Source organism: Streptomyces sp. NPDC005151, from assembly GCF_053599875.1.
In genome coordinates, this window is the sequence record NZ_JBSFYR010000035.1 from 38,612 (window position 1) to 51,330 (window position 12,719).

General features: G+C 71.7%; 16 protein-coding genes. 4 read left to right on the top strand and 12 right to left on the bottom strand.

Translation table 11 applies throughout. The features are described from left to right. Positions 1-108: 108 nt before the first annotated feature. The 5 genes from ACWD6R_RS20140 to ACWD6R_RS20160 all read right to left on the bottom strand — a co-directional run bounded on the left by ACWD6R_RS20140 (position 109) and on the right by ACWD6R_RS20160 (position 3,506). Complete coding sequence (locus ACWD6R_RS20140; RefSeq protein WP_451819933.1) at positions 109-735, bottom strand: glyoxalase; 627 nt, start codon at positions 733-735, stop codon at positions 109-111. A 5-nt stretch (positions 736-740) separates the two neighbouring features. Next, positions 741-1,205, bottom strand: coding sequence for a helix-turn-helix transcriptional regulator (locus tag ACWD6R_RS20145; protein WP_451819934.1), 465 nt, complete (start codon positions 1,203-1,205; stop codon positions 741-743). A 183-nt stretch (positions 1,206-1,388) separates the two neighbouring features. After that, positions 1,389-1,799, bottom strand: coding sequence for a VOC family protein (locus tag ACWD6R_RS20150; protein WP_366691793.1), 411 nt, complete (start codon positions 1,797-1,799; stop codon positions 1,389-1,391). Between the two features lie 211 nt (positions 1,800-2,010). Continuing rightward, complete coding sequence (locus tag ACWD6R_RS20155) at positions 2,011-2,445, bottom strand: helix-turn-helix transcriptional regulator (protein ID WP_451819935.1); 435 nt, start codon at positions 2,443-2,445, stop codon at positions 2,011-2,013. Between the two features lie 176 nt (positions 2,446-2,621). Beyond that, positions 2,622-3,506 carry a sigma-70 family RNA polymerase sigma factor gene (locus ACWD6R_RS20160; RefSeq protein WP_451819936.1) on the bottom strand — a complete coding sequence of 295 codons (885 nt, stop codon included), beginning with the start codon at positions 3,504-3,506 and terminating at the stop codon, positions 2,622-2,624. A 103-nt stretch (positions 3,507-3,609) separates the two neighbouring features. On the opposite strand from ACWD6R_RS20160, the gene ACWD6R_RS20165 reads away from it, so the two are divergent. Beyond that, positions 3,610-4,377: an SDR family oxidoreductase gene (locus ACWD6R_RS20165; RefSeq protein ID WP_451819937.1), complete on the top strand. Its 768-nt coding sequence runs from the start codon at positions 3,610-3,612 to the stop codon at positions 4,375-4,377. Between the two features lie 14 nt (positions 4,378-4,391). Here ACWD6R_RS20165 and ACWD6R_RS20170 read toward each other — a convergent pair whose 3' ends face one another. Then, positions 4,392-5,228, bottom strand: a complete 837-nt coding sequence (locus tag ACWD6R_RS20170; protein WP_451819938.1) for a hypothetical protein — start codon at positions 5,226-5,228, stop codon at positions 4,392-4,394. Between the two features lie 183 nt (positions 5,229-5,411). On the opposite strand from ACWD6R_RS20170, the gene ACWD6R_RS20175 reads away from it, so the two are divergent. Then, complete coding sequence (locus tag ACWD6R_RS20175) at positions 5,412-6,020, top strand: hypothetical protein (RefSeq protein ID WP_451819939.1); 609 nt, start codon at positions 5,412-5,414, stop codon at positions 6,018-6,020. Between the two features lie 58 nt (positions 6,021-6,078). Here ACWD6R_RS20175 and ACWD6R_RS20180 read toward each other — a convergent pair whose 3' ends face one another. Beyond that, the gene (locus ACWD6R_RS20180; RefSeq protein WP_451819940.1) at positions 6,079-6,729 is read right to left on the bottom strand and encodes a TetR family transcriptional regulator; all 651 of its coding nucleotides are present in this window, start codon (positions 6,727-6,729) and stop codon (positions 6,079-6,081) included. Between the two features lie 105 nt (positions 6,730-6,834). Between ACWD6R_RS20180 and ACWD6R_RS20185 the strand changes: the two genes are divergently transcribed. Beyond that, entirely contained in the window at positions 6,835-7,227 is a 393-nt protein-coding gene (locus tag ACWD6R_RS20185) for a zinc-binding dehydrogenase (RefSeq protein WP_451819966.1), read from the top strand. Here ACWD6R_RS20185 and ACWD6R_RS20190 read toward each other — a convergent pair. The 4 genes from ACWD6R_RS20190 to ACWD6R_RS20205 all read right to left on the bottom strand — a co-directional run bounded on the left by ACWD6R_RS20190 (position 7,208) and on the right by ACWD6R_RS20205 (position 11,143). Beyond that, positions 7,208-8,059 carry a TetR/AcrR family transcriptional regulator gene (locus ACWD6R_RS20190; RefSeq protein WP_451819941.1) on the bottom strand — a complete coding sequence of 284 codons (852 nt, stop codon included), beginning with the start codon at positions 8,057-8,059 and terminating at the stop codon, positions 7,208-7,210. The genes ACWD6R_RS20185 and ACWD6R_RS20190 overlap by 20 nt on opposite strands. A gap of 114 nt (positions 8,060-8,173) precedes the next feature. Further along, on the bottom strand, positions 8,174-9,427 hold the full coding sequence (locus ACWD6R_RS20195; protein ID WP_451819942.1) for a GNAT family N-acetyltransferase: 1,254 nt from the start codon (positions 9,425-9,427) through the stop codon (positions 8,174-8,176). A 72-nt stretch (positions 9,428-9,499) separates the two neighbouring features. Then, entirely contained in the window at positions 9,500-10,474 is a 975-nt protein-coding gene (locus tag ACWD6R_RS20200) for an asparaginase (RefSeq protein WP_451819943.1), read from the bottom strand. A gap of 48 nt (positions 10,475-10,522) precedes the next feature. After that, positions 10,523-11,143, bottom strand: a complete 621-nt coding sequence (locus tag ACWD6R_RS20205) for an RsiG family protein (RefSeq protein WP_451819944.1) — start codon at positions 11,141-11,143, stop codon at positions 10,523-10,525. A gap of 117 nt (positions 11,144-11,260) precedes the next feature. Between ACWD6R_RS20205 and dtd the strand changes: the two genes are divergently transcribed. Continuing rightward, entirely contained in the window at positions 11,261-11,710 is a 450-nt protein-coding gene (gene dtd / locus ACWD6R_RS20210; protein ID WP_398956499.1) for a D-aminoacyl-tRNA deacylase, read from the top strand. 36 nt (positions 11,711-11,746) lie between these two features. On the opposite strand, the gene ygfZ is transcribed toward dtd, so the two are convergent. Continuing rightward, complete coding sequence (gene ygfZ / locus ACWD6R_RS20215; protein ID WP_451819945.1) at positions 11,747-12,712, bottom strand: CAF17-like 4Fe-4S cluster assembly/insertion protein YgfZ; 966 nt, start codon at positions 12,710-12,712, stop codon at positions 11,747-11,749. Positions 12,713-12,719: the final 7 nt, after the last annotated feature.

Consider the following 12,719-nt stretch of genomic DNA (forward strand, 5'->3'; position numbering starts at 1 on the left):
CCAGCGCCCTGATGGCCTCGCGCACACCGCCCGTCTCGTGGGCCCCGTGGACACCAAGCGAACACATCCGTTCGGCGGCGACAGCACCCGAACCGCAGCGGTGACGGATCAGGGCGTGCCTGCCAGCGATGCGGCCTCCCAGGCGAACCCGTCCGGGTCGGTGAAAGCCCCGGCGTCGCCGCCGAGCACGAGCCGGTGCGATCCGGTGCCGTCGGCAGGGACGCCGGCGTCCTTGGCAAGGGCACGGCGCTTGTACAGCGCCAGCTTGACGGGACCCGACCCAGCGGCGAACTCGACGTACTTGCTGCCGAAGCTCCTCGCCACGGCGAGGCCGCGGTCGACGTAGAACCGCTTGCTCGCGGTCACGTCGGCGACTCCCAGCAGGAGCACCATCTCGTCGATCTCCCGGGTGGCCGGGCCGGTGTCCTTCTTCGCCGAGGTCGCGACCTTCCAGATCGTCCCGTCCGGGGCCTGTACGACGCCGCCGTAGCCCCAGAGCGACTTCGAGGCCGGCTTCAGCAGCGTGGCACCGGCGTCGAGGGCTGCGTCGACGAGGCTGTTGACTGTGGCCGGCTGGGACACCGTGAGCGACAGCGTGAACCCGCGGAAGCCGGTCGTCGGCGCCTCGGAGGCCCGCAGGCGCAGCTGCGTGTCCAAACCGAAGGCGGTGGTGTAAAAGCGGTTGGCGGCCGTGGGGTCGGCCACCTCGAGGGTGATGGATTCGATGGAGGTCATGTCCGTCACGCTAGTTGCGGCTCGGCCGCCGGTGCTTCTCGATTCCTGACCGGTCTGGTCACCTGTTTCGTCACGCACGACGGCATCCCCGCCGCAGCGCCCGCAGCGCGGCGGCGGTAGGCGCTGGGCGGCATGCCGACCAGCTCGGTGAAGCGGGTGCTGAAGGTGCCCAGCGATGAGCAGCCGACCGCGAAGCAGACCTCGGTGACGCTGAGGTCGCCGCGCCGCAGCAGCGCCGTCGCGCGCTCGATGCGACGCGTCATCAGATAGGCGTACGGCGACTCGCCGTAGGCGAGCCGGAACTGCCGGCTGAGGTGCCCGGCCGACATGTTCGCGCCGCGGGCGAGCTCCTCGACGTTCAGCGGCTGCGCGTACTCCCGGTCGATCCGGTCGCGGACGCGGCGCAGTCGCGCGAGGTCGCTCAGGCGCTGCGCAGCGGTACGTGCGCGCATCCACGCGGGATGACACATGAGAGAACTCCTTTCATCCATGTTTGCGAGGATCTGGGTACATGCTGAGGGTGGAGCGGGCGGCGGCCAGGTGGGGGCCGGTGGTCGGCTCGCCCGGGACGTAGGAGCACGGAAGCGCCGGCCGCCGCATTCTTCGCAGTGGTCGCGACGCCGGCCACCGAGGGAGATCGATTACCGAACGGCTCAGCGAAGCTCCTGGATGCGGATCAGGTTGCCCGCAGGATCGCGGAAGGCGCAGTCGCGAACGCCGTAGGGCTGATCGGTCGGCTCCTGGACGACCTCGGCGTCGCCGGCCTGCACCTTCTCGAAGGTGCCGTCGAGGTCCCGGGTGGCCAGCAGGATCCAGCCGTAGGTGCCCTTGGCCATCATCTCGACGATGGTGCGGCGCTCGTCCTCGGTGACCCCGGGGTCGGCGGCCGGCGGCGCCAGGAGGATGGAAGTGCCGGGCTGATCGACGGGGCCGACCGTGATCCAGCGCATCTTGCCGTGTCCGACGTCGCTGCGGACCTCGAAGCCGAGGGTGTCGCGGTAGAAGGCCAGGGCGGCGTCCGGGTCGTCATGCGGGAGGGAGGCCGTGTGAATGGTGATGTCCATGGCCGTCACGTTAGCTGCGGGTCGGTGACCGACGCTTCTCGATTCCTGATCCGTCCGGCGACCTGTCGCGCGCCCCGCCTGACGTTGCGTCACCCAGGGTTCCCGCAACCGCCTCCCAGGCGATCACAAGCCGCGGCAGCGCCTCCGCGCCTTGTCATGGTCGTCGACTGCGATGAAGCACTGGGAAAGCTTGATGTTCATGCCTTCGACGCTACGGGCGGTCGGCGGTTTCCGCTTCTCCGATCCTGACCGGTCCGTTCCTGACCGGCCGCGTGAGGATCTTGGCGACGCATGCCGGAATGGCCGCGCCCGGGTCGTGGCGGCTGGCCCGGTACGCGCTCGGGCTCTCGCCGACCAGCTCGGTGAAGCGCGAGCTGAACGACCCCAGCGACGTGCAGCCGACCGCGAAGCAGACCTCCGTCACACTCAGGTCGCCCCGCCGCAGCAGCGCCTTGGCCCGCTCGACACGGCGGGTCATCAGGTAGCTGTACGGGGTCTCCCCGTAGGCAGCCCGGAAGCTGCGGGAGAAGTGCCCGGGCGACATGAGGGCGACGCGCGCCAGTGCCGGGACGTCGAGGGGCCGCGCGTAGTCGCGGTCCATCATGTCCCGGGCCCGGCGCAGCCGTACGAGGTCCTCAAGCGTCACCGGGCCAGCTTAAGACCGACCGGCAGGTCAGCGCTCCTGGGCCGTCGGGCGGCGGACTGCCGCAGGCCAACGCCGACGCCACCCCCGCGGCCGCCGCAAAGCTCTCGAGATCCTCCGGCTTGATCAGCGGCCTGGGCCGCACGCCGATCAGCCACACCTCCGTTCCGTAGCGCCCATCAGGCGTCGAGCACGGCGATATCGACCTGGCTGAGGCGGCCCCGGTCCGCGATCACGTCGATCTCGGTGATCCCGTCCGCCGTGACCGTGAAGCCGAGTACCAGGGCCAGGCGGCCGAGCGGAGCCATGACGAGACCCACCGCGCCGTTGACCAGCCCCGGCTGGGTGAACCGGGCCCGGCCCATGGCGGCCATCGCGCCCTGGGCGACGGTGCGGGCGCCGCGGACGACGATCGGTTCGGGGGTCGGCACGACCGCCGGGTCGGCCCGGAGGACGACGTCCGGATGGAGCAGCCTGACCAGTGCGTCGAAGTCCCCGCCACGGGTGGCAGCGAGGAAGGCGTCGACCACGTGACGCTGGCTGGCCAGGTCGGCGTCGGGCACCGGGGTGGCCCCCTTGACCCGGCGGCGGGCGCGGCTCGCAAGCTGTCTGGCCGCCGTGGGGGAACGCTCGATCATCGGGCCGATCTCGTCGAAGGGCACGGCGAACAGATCGTGCAGCACGAAGGCGATTCGCTCGGCCGGTGTCAGTGTGTCGAGCACCACCAGCAACGCCAGTCCGACCGAGTCCGCGAGCAGCGCTTCCTCCTCGGGGTCGCGTCCGTCCTCCTGGTCCACGACCGTTTCGGGCACGAGTGCGGCGAGGGGATCCTCGCGCCGGGACTCGCGCGCCCGAAGCATGTTCAGACACACCCGCGCCGTCACCGTCGTCAGCCACCCGCTGAGGTTCTCGACGCCGCTGGTGTCGGTGCGATTGAGGCGCAACCAGGTTTCCTGAACGGCGTCATCGGCCTCACTCACCGAACCGAGCATCCGGTACGCCACGGCTCGCAGACGGGTCCGGTCCTCCTCGAAACGCTCCGTCAGCCCTGCGCGCTCGTCCATCCGGTCACATTCCTTCCCCATGGCGGGTCATATCAGCAGACCCGCGAAACCTCGCTGATTGTGACGGGAGTTCGACTCCCGGACGAACGAATTGGAGACGACCATGGCCACCTCCCCCCTTCTGGTCACCGGCGGCACGGGCACGCTCGGCCGCCTCGTCGTGCCGCTCCTGCGGGACGCCGGGTGTCACGTACGGGTCCTGAGCCGGCACAGCCACGAGTCCGGGGACGGCATCGAGTACGTGACCGGCGACCTGCTCAAGGACGAGGGCGTCGAGTCCGCGGTGGCCGGGGCCGGGACGGTCCTGCACCTCGCGGGCGGCCCCAAGGGAGACGACGAGGCGACCCGGAACCTGGTACGGGCCGCGTCGCGAGCCGGAGTCCAGCACCTCGTGTACATCTCGGTCATCGGGGCGGACCGGGTGCCGATCGGCTACTTCAAGTCCAAGCTGGGCGCTGAGCAGGCCGTGGCCGGCTCGGGCCTGCCGTGGACCACGCTGCGTGCCGCCCAGTTCAACAACCTGGTCCTGACCGTCGTGGAGAAGATGACGAAGCTGCCGGTGATACCGGTGCCCGGCGGACTCCGGTTCCAGCCGGTCGACGCGCGCGAGGTGGCGGCCCGGCTCGTGGAGCTGACGCTCGGCAAGCCGGCCGGCCTGGTGCCCGACCTGGCCGGGCCGAACGTGTACGGAGTGGCCGAACTGAGCCGCGGATACCTGCAGGCGCGCGGCAAGCACCGGCTGATGATGCCGGTCCGTGTGCCGGGGAAGGCCGGGCTCGCGTACCGGGCGGGCGAGAACCTGTCGCTCGGCGAGGGGACGTCCGTGGGTGCGCGGACGTGGGAGGACTTCCTGGCGGAGCGGGTGGGCTGACTCCCGGCGGATGCTCAGGACGCCGTCGTGGCGAGGGCGGACAGGAGCGTGTCGATCCTCAGGCGCAGTTCGGGTGAGCGGGCGCCGCCGACGACCACGGACAGCACGTCGCTTCCGACCGCGTTCGCCAGCCGGACGTCCAGCGTGTGCAAGGCGCCGGCCAGTTGACAGGAGTACCAGCGCTTCGAGTCCTCGTCGTCGGTCGTCTCAAGGGCCTGCGCCACCGTGTCCTGGTCGGTGCCGTCGTCGTGGCAGCCGGCGTACCGCGCCGCCAGGTCCAGGAAGGTGCCGAGGTTCTCGCGGTGTATCCGGCCGTCGATCAGGTGCAGTTCGGGGTGGGTGGCTTCGTCCCTCGGGGTGTCCGTGTCCAGTCCGGCGCTCACCGCGTGCCGGTCGTCGACGAAGAGGCGGAGATGCGCCCAGAGGTCGAGGCGACGCGCGGCCCACCGCGGGTCGTAGGCCGCGGTGGGAAGTTGGGGGATGCGTTTGCGGCCCGTGGCGTCGAGTCGGTACGGGACGTCGAACGCCGTTTCCCAGCGTTCGACGGCAGGGGTGAACCGCTCCTCCGCCTCCGCCGCCGGCATGCCCAGAAACGCGGCGATGTCCTGCCATGAACTGCCGCGCTCCCGTTCGTAGATCACGGCGCCGACGAGCAGCCGTTCCGCGATCCGGGTCAGCACCACTGCCTCGCTGACGCGGCCGCCGGGGCCGGTGTACGCGTCGTACCGGGTGACAGTCAGCTGGCAGGCGGTCTCCGCAAGACCCTGGGCGCGGTCGGAGAGGACCAGGCGGGCGAGTGCCTGCCGGGAGTACGCACTGCGGTCGTCGTCATAGGGCGTCGTGTCGGTCACGGCCACAGCGTTCCATGCGGGTGGATGAAAGGCGCAGAGGTTTTTCCGCAGCGCTTCAGCGGTTCGGACCTCGGCGTTCCCCTCCGGCTCGTCGTGCGCGACCGACGCGGGGGCGGATGGCCCGGTGCAACCCCCATCCTGAGTAATGTGTACGGAAATATCCTATTTCGGAGAGGGGTTCCCATGGATGATGACGCCACCCGCTCCGCAGGCGCGAGCGGAGGCGCGACACTCGCGCCCCGCAGCCGGAGCGGCGTCGGCCAGGTGGTGCCGAAGACCGCCGTGATCGCGGGCGGTGGAGCGCTGGCGGTCTGGGAGCCCGCCTTCACGCTCGGGGCCTACAACGTCATCTTCTACTACCAGATGCTCACCCTCTGGGCGGTGTCGACCGCCGTGATACTGACCGGCCTGTTGGTGCCCACGCGTCGGCAGCATCACGGCTGGGTGTACTGGTCCTGCCTGGCCCTGCCCACCGTGTGGCTCGCCATCGCCGCCATCGTGCCGCGCAGCGGCAGCCGGCCGGGCGAGACGCTCTTCCTGGTGGGCGGCATCATCAGCATCATCGGCACCCCGCTGCTGGCCTGGGTGCTGCTGCAGCTCCTGCTGTTCGGGGAGACGGAACTCACCGAACGCCAGCGCCGGACGGTCGTCGGTGTCGTCGTGATCGTCGGCGGACTGGCCTACGCCCTCGGCAAGTTCAACCATGTCTTTCTCACCTGCGGGGATTTCGACATCAGCGGCAACAGCGTCCCTTCCGGGTGCCGGCCGGGGCATGCCTCCCCGCTCGGCTGACACGGACCCGGACGGGTGCCCCTGCCCGAGCGGACCCGGCCGGACGGGGCCGCCCGCCCTACCGGTCCCCCTCGATCCCCGACCTCAGCTGCACGAAGGCGAGTTCGGCCGCTCGCACCGCGTCCCCGTGCACCTCGTCCGCGCTCTCCCCGGCGTCGATCCGCCGCCAGTTCTCCATCGCCAGGATCCGTTGCACGGCGATAATCTGCCCCGCCGCCAGCCGGTCCCGCACCCCGTCACCCAGCGCACGCGCGAGCGCCGCCTCCGAGCGGCTCTGGTACCCGTACAGGCGGGCCACCAGCGACGGCGTCCCGTACAGCATCCGGTGGAACGCCAGCACCTCGGGCGCATCGCAGAGCCCCGTCACCGGGTCGCGCCGCTCCAGGCCGTCGAGGAAGTGGCGGCGTAGGGCGTCCAGCGGCGATTCGCCCTCCGGGCGGGCCGCGACCACCCTCGCCGCCTCGTCCTCGTGGTCGGCGAACCGGTGCAGCGCCAGGTCCTCCTTGGCCGGGAAGTACCGGAACAGCGTGGGCTTGGAGATGTCGGCGGCGGCCGCCACCTCCGCCACCGAGACCTTGTCGAAGCCCCGCTCCAGGAACATCGCGATCGCGGCATCGGAAACGGCCTGGTACGTCAGCTGCTTCTTCCGCTCCCGCAGGCTGATCAGCGGCTGAGCCGCGGTCCCGGGTCGGGCCTTCTCTCCGTTCATGACCACGAAGCGTACGCCCTTGACCTCAACCGGACTTGACGTCCCGGAGTGGGAACACGGGCACCGGACCGGCCGGCCGCCCGAACACGGAGGGGCGTGATCCGCATGCGTGTGGCGCTGGTCAGGGAGCTGGGCGGTCCGGAGGTACTGGTTCCGGCCGAACAGCCCGACCCGGTGGCGGGGCCCGACAAGGTGGTGATCGACGTGAGTGACGTTGACACGCTCTTCATGGAGACCCAGATCCGGTCGGGCGCGTTCCGGGACTACTTCCCGGTCGTCCCGCCGTACGTGCCGGGCGGCGGGATCGCCGGCACGGTCCGTACGGTCGGCGAGGGCGTCGACGCGCGTTGGGCCGGCCCGCCGGCCGAGGCGGCGGCCGGGCGGCTTCGCCCGGTGATCGGGCAGGTCTACCCGCTGGAGCAGGCGGCGCAGGCGCATGCGGCGATCGAGGGGCGCGGCCTGCTCGGCAAGGTGCTGCTCAGCACGCGGAAGGCGTGACGGGTCGGGGACCCGGAACCTCCGCGTCCGTGCCCGCGCCCCCGCCCGGTCCGGGCTCCGCCCGCCCGGTCAGGCCCCGCAGCAGGACCTCGACCCCGTCCAGCACCCGCTCCAGTCCGAACGCGAACTCATCGTCCGGATCGTCCGGCGTGCCCAGCACCCCGGACGCCAGCAGCCGCGAGAGCGCCGGGTGCCTCGCGGGGTCGACCAGCCGGTCCAGTGTCCGCGCGTACCCGTTCATCACTTCCTGCGGCGAGACGCCCCGCGCCTCGACGGCGGCGGCGAGGTCCCCCCTCAGCAGCGCCTCGTTCCGTACGAAACCGGCGACGAGAAGGATCACGGAGACCCCCTCCCTCTCGCTCAGACCGGTGCCGTCGAGCGCCTGGAGGCCCTGCTCCCACCAGGCGAGGCTGTTGGGGCTGGCGGGCGGACCCACGACCGGGATGCGGAGCATCCACAGATTGCGGTGGAACACCTCGCGCTGCGCCCACGCCCACTGCCGGAGCGCCTCCCGCCAGCCCGCGCCGCTCTCCGGCGCGGGCAGCGGGGGCGGCGGACCCAGGGCCGCCTCCTGCATCAGGACGTAGAGCTCGTCCTTGGCCGACACGTAGCGGTAGAGCGACATCGTCGAGGCGCCGAGGTCCTTCGCGACCCGCCCCATCGAGACCGCACCGAGCCCCTCGGACTCGGCCACCGCCACCGCGGCGTCCACGATGCGGGCCAGACTCAGGCCGGGCTTCGGTCCCTTGACCGGGCGCTCCCGCAGCCCCCAGGCGGCTTCGATGCTGGCCGGCAGGCCCGTACCGCCCGACGAACCGTATGTTCCAGTCACCTGAACCACCTTCCGCGCCGCCCCCGGACCGCGGCCCCCGGGCCTGCGACGTCCCTCACCCGGGGCGGAGATCCGCCCTTGGATCCATCCTAGGAGGCGGTACGTGGCACGCGGTCAGAACTCATCCGGGCACCAGGCGCGCCGTCCCGCCCGGAACACCCCGTCCGCCACCGCCGCCGCGCCCGGCGTGAGTTCGTCGATCCGGCCCAGTGCCGCGAGCCGGTTTACCGATTCGTCGCCGAGGTAGAGCGTCCCCAGCTCCCTTACGTCCAGGGCCAGATCGGCACTCTCCGTGGTCGGCGTGCAGGACGCGCCGTCCGGGGAGGCGTCCAGGCGGAACCGGCCGCCGCTCAGGCCGGCCGGATCGTGGACGTCCAGGGTCAGGGTGGCCGGGACGGCGTAGGTGCGCGCCTCCAGGGCTCGTACGACATCCAGGACGCGCACCCACATCCAGTCCGCCTGCGAGACGATGCGGGCCGCGCGCGGGTCCGGGAGGAGGAGGGGGAGCAGGTCGTCGGGGGCGCGGTAGCCGGAGCGGACCGTGGTGACCCAGTCGATCGAGCAGACGAAGTGCCACAGCGCCCGTTCCGCCGCCGGGGTCTCGGCGATCAGACCGAGGACGGACGCCCGGTTCAGCGGCTGCTTCGCATCGCCCCACTTGTCATCGACGCGGTAGACGAGCAGGCCGTCGACCTCGCCGTCCGCGTTGCGGTACACCGCGTGGAACGGTTCCGTCCATGAACCCGGCACGGGCACGTCCTCGCCGGTCCTCACCTGCCACCAGCGGTCTCCGCGGCTGACCACGCCGTGCTGCCGGGCGCGCAGCCGGTCGTGCAGGGCGGGGCCGAGCTTGCGCACGTCCGCACCGTCCACGAGGTCGATCCGACCGCCGCCGTCCGCAGCGGTCGGGCCCGACCAGCGCGGATCGAGGCCCGCCCTCGGTACGTCGATCTCCCACTCGGTGGTCCAGGTCGCCGGGCCGAACCCGTACCGCCCGTAGATCGGGTACTCGGCGGCGATCAGCGTCGCAACCACGTCGCCGCGCTCCTTCGCCGCCGCCAGGTCCGTGGCCATCATCCGGCTGAGCAGCCCGCGCCGGCGGTGCGTGGGCGACACCGTGACGTTGGTGACCGCGTCGGACGGCACCGCGGCGCCGCCGACGACCGTCAGCTCCTGCGCGAACGACCGGAACGACGCCACGCACCGCCCGTCGTCGAACACCCCTTGGGTACGGGCCAGATCCGTGTGCGGGAGGCGGCTCGCGACCTCCCCCTCCGTCACCGTCGGCGGGCGCAGAAAGCCGGTGTTCACGGCGCGCAGCCAGCCGGTGAACTCGGATTCGGTGACGGTACGGACTTCAGGACTCATGCGCCCCACGCTAGGCGTACGGGACGGGGAATGTCGCCAGGTTTTCCGGGCATCCCCGGGGGACCCGGACGGTCAGAACGCCGCCCGGATCACGCCCACTTCCGCGCCGCCGCCCAGCAGCGGCGCCCGGCCGATCCGGTCCACCACCGGCGCGTCGATGCCGAGCAGCTCCAGCGCCCTGGCCAGCACCGGGCCGAGCGCCCGCCCGCCGCCGTCGTCGATCTTGAATGCCAGCGCCCGGCCGTCCGCCAGCGCCACCGCCTGGACCGCCTCCGCGCCCATCTTGGAGAGCGTACCCGGCACCTCGCGCATCAGCCACGTGTCGGGGCGCCGGGTGCCCGCGACGTACTCCGGGTGGGCGCGCATCGCATCCGCCACCCGGCGCTCCGTGGTGCCCGCCTCGGCCAGCACGAACGAGCGGAACGCCCGCGCCAGACCGACCAGGCTGATCGCCATCAGCGGGGCCCCGCAGCCGTCCGTACCCACCGCCGTGACCGGCTCGCCCGCCGCGTCCTCGACCACCTGGTGGACCAGCTGCTGGAGCGGGTGGGCGGGGTCCAGATAGGCCGCCGGGTCCCAGCCGTTGCGTGCACACACCGCGAGCATCGCCGCGTGCTTGCCGGAGCAGTTCATGGTGATTCGCTCGCGGACGCCGCCCGCGGCGAGATAGGTCTCCGCCTCCGCCGGGTCCAGCGGCAGATCGGGCGGGGTCTGCAGATCGTCCGGCGTCAGCCCGTGCTCGGCAAGCATCTTGCGTACGAGATCGAGGTGGAACCCCTCGCCCGAGTGGCTCGCGGCGGCCAGCGCCAGCCGTTCCCCGGAGAGGTCGAGCCCGGCCCGCAGCACGGCGGCGGCCTGCATCGGCTTGTTCGAGGAGCGCGGGAAGACCGCCGCGGCCGGGTCCCCCAGCGCCTGCTCCACACTGCCGTCGGCGGCCAGCACGACCAGCGAGCCCCGGTGGTGGCCCTCGACGAAGCCGGACCGTACGACCTCGGCCAGAACGGGCAGCGCGGGGGCCGCCGGGGATATGAAGGGTGTGGAGCTCATCGTGGCGGCCTTCCGGGGCTGTGCGGGACCCGCCCCGGAAGGATCGCTTCAGGCGAGCAGGTCGTCTACTTGTGCTTCCCCGTCACGGTACCTGCGGGCGATCTCCGCACTGCAATCATCCGCGTTGCACTGCAGCCGGTGACGGCGGCGGGAGACCTGTTGTTCGTAGCGGACGAGCCGTCCCATCGCGGTGTGCAGCTCTGCGTCCGTACGGGCGTCGAGGTCGGAGAGTTCGACCTCGGCGAGTGTCTCGGCGGCCAGCCGGCGGAACTCGTCGCTCCGCGGCGTGGTCAGCGTCACGTGCCGGGCGGACGAGCGGTGCCGCGACGGGGTGTCGGCGAGGATCTCGGAGAGCCGGTCCACGACCGGTGTCTCGGGGGCCCGGCGGCGGGCCAGCTCGGCCCGCAGGATGTCGATCCGCCCCTGGACCAGACGGCGTACGTAACTGAGGTCTGCCTCATCGCGCTGCGCGTCACGGCGCAGCGCGCGCAGTTCCGGCAGCCGCAGGGCGCCCGGCTCCGGCTGCGAGGGCCCGGGCAGGCCGTCGTCGAGGCCGGGACCGGTCCGCTGCACGGGCGGGCGCATGGTGCTGGTACTGGTACTGGTACCGGCGGCGGCACGCGTGACCGGTACGACACCGGGGGATTGCCCGGCTCCATATGTACTCATGCTCTGTCCATCCCCTCGACCGGTGCGTCGGCACACCGCCTCCCGTGCATGGTGCCACCCCACACCGCGCCTACACAGATGCTCTGTACCCGTTCAGCCCAAGATAGGTTGGTCTGTATGCGTGCGGTGATACAGAGAGTGGACGGCGCGAGCGTCACGGTGGCCGACGGCGCGAGCGACGGAAACGGGCCCGAGGTGGTCGGCGAAATCGTCGGCGAAGGGCTGTGTGTGCTGGTCGGAGTCACCCACGGGGACACCGCGGAGAAGGCGGCACAGCTCGCCCGCAAGCTCTGGTCGGTGCGCATCCTGGAGGGCGAGAAGTCCTGCTCCGATGTGAATGCACCGCTTTTGGTGATTTCGCAGTTCACTCTCTACGGGGACGCCCGAAAGGGGCGCAGGCCCACCTGGAACGCCGCGGCGCCCGGCGAGATCGCCGAACCGCTGGTCGACGAGGTGGTGGCGCAGCTGCGGGCGCTGGGCGCGCAGGTGGAGACGGGCCGGTTCGGAGCGGACATGCGGGTCTCGCTCACGAACCATGGCCCGTTCACCGTACTGATCGAGGTCTGAGCCGTGCGCGTCCGTAGACGGCCGCGCGTAGCCGATCTACGGCTCGACGACCGTCTCCTGGGCCGCCGCGGTGTCCCCCGCGAGTAGTTCCGCGTCCACCGCCACGTTCCGCTTGACCAGCGCCAGCGCGATCGGGCCCAGCTCGTGGTGGCGGGCGGACGTCGTGATGAAGCCGAGCTGACGTCCCTCCGCCCCGTCCGCTGCGAGCCGCACCGGAGTGCCGTGCCCGGGCAGGATCACGTCGCTGCCGTCCAGGTGCAGGAAGACCAGCCGGCGCGGCGGCTTCCCCAGGTTCTGCACCCGGGCCACGGTCTCCTGGCCGCGGTAGCAGCCCTTCTGGAGGTGGACGGCGGTGCCGATCCAGCCCAGCTCGTGCGGGATGGTGCGGTGGTCGGTCTCGAAGCCGAGCCGGGGGCGGTGAGCTTCGACGCGCAGCGCCTCGTAGGCCAGGATGCCGGCCACCGGGCCGTTCTCGGCGGCGTAGGCCTCCAGGTCGGCGCGGGGCAGGAACAGGTCACGGCCGTGCGGTGCCTCCCGTACGGCGATGCCCTCGGGGACCTCCGCGATGGAGCCGGCCGGCAGGTGCACGACGGCGAAGTCCTCGGTGCGGTCGGCGACCTCCACCCGGTAGAAGAACTTCATCGAGTCCAGATAGGCGATCAGGTCGCCCTGGGTGTCCGGTTCGACGTGCATCCACACCGTCTCGCCGTCGTCGACGAGATAGAGGGCGTGCTCGATGTGCCCGTGCGAGGTGAGGATCAGCGCCTCGGTGGCCTCTCCCGGGGCGAGTTCGCTGACGTGCTGGGTGATCAGCAGGTGCAGCCAGGCCAGCCGGTCGCTTCCGGTGACGGTGACGACACCGCGGTGCGAGAGGTCGACGAGGCCGGTGCCGTCGGCGAGGGCTCGCTGCTCGCGGAACAGGTCGCCGTAGTGCGCGGCGACGCCTTCGTCGCGGCCCTCGGCGGGGACGGCGCCGGGCAGGGACAGCAGGGGGCTCTTCATGCGACCA

Bases quoted from the DNA above. Each gene is read 5' to 3' on its own strand.
- ACWD6R_RS20140 (WP_451819933.1), bottom strand. From the start codon at position 735: ATGACCTCCATCGAATCCATCACCCTCGAGGTGGCCGACCCCACGGCC.
- ACWD6R_RS20145 (WP_451819934.1), bottom strand. From the start codon at position 1,205: ATGTGTCATCCCGCGTGGATGCGCGCACGTACCGCTGCGCAGCGCCTG.
- ACWD6R_RS20150 (WP_366691793.1), bottom strand. From the start codon at position 1,799: ATGGACATCACCATTCACACGGCCTCCCTCCCGCATGACGACCCGGAC.
- ACWD6R_RS20160 (WP_451819936.1), bottom strand. From the start codon at position 3,506: ATGGACGAGCGCGCAGGGCTGACGGAGCGTTTCGAGGAGGACCGGACC.
- ACWD6R_RS20165 (WP_451819937.1), top strand. From the start codon at position 3,610: ATGGCCACCTCCCCCCTTCTGGTCACCGGCGGCACGGGCACGCTCGGC.
- ACWD6R_RS20175 (WP_451819939.1), top strand. From the start codon at position 5,412: ATGGATGATGACGCCACCCGCTCCGCAGGCGCGAGCGGAGGCGCGACA.
- ACWD6R_RS20180 (WP_451819940.1), bottom strand. From the start codon at position 6,729: ATGAACGGAGAGAAGGCCCGACCCGGGACCGCGGCTCAGCCGCTGATC.
- ACWD6R_RS20185 (WP_451819966.1), top strand. From the start codon at position 6,835: ATGCGTGTGGCGCTGGTCAGGGAGCTGGGCGGTCCGGAGGTACTGGTT.
- ACWD6R_RS20195 (WP_451819942.1), bottom strand. From the start codon at position 9,427: ATGAGTCCTGAAGTCCGTACCGTCACCGAATCCGAGTTCACCGGCTGG.
- ACWD6R_RS20200 (WP_451819943.1), bottom strand. From the start codon at position 10,474: ATGAGCTCCACACCCTTCATATCCCCGGCGGCCCCCGCGCTGCCCGTT.
- ACWD6R_RS20205 (WP_451819944.1), bottom strand. From the start codon at position 11,143: ATGAGTACATATGGAGCCGGGCAATCCCCCGGTGTCGTACCGGTCACG.
- dtd (WP_398956499.1), top strand. From the start codon at position 11,261: ATGCGTGCGGTGATACAGAGAGTGGACGGCGCGAGCGTCACGGTGGCC.
- ygfZ (WP_451819945.1), bottom strand. From the start codon at position 12,712: ATGAAGAGCCCCCTGCTGTCCCTGCCCGGCGCCGTCCCCGCCGAGGGC.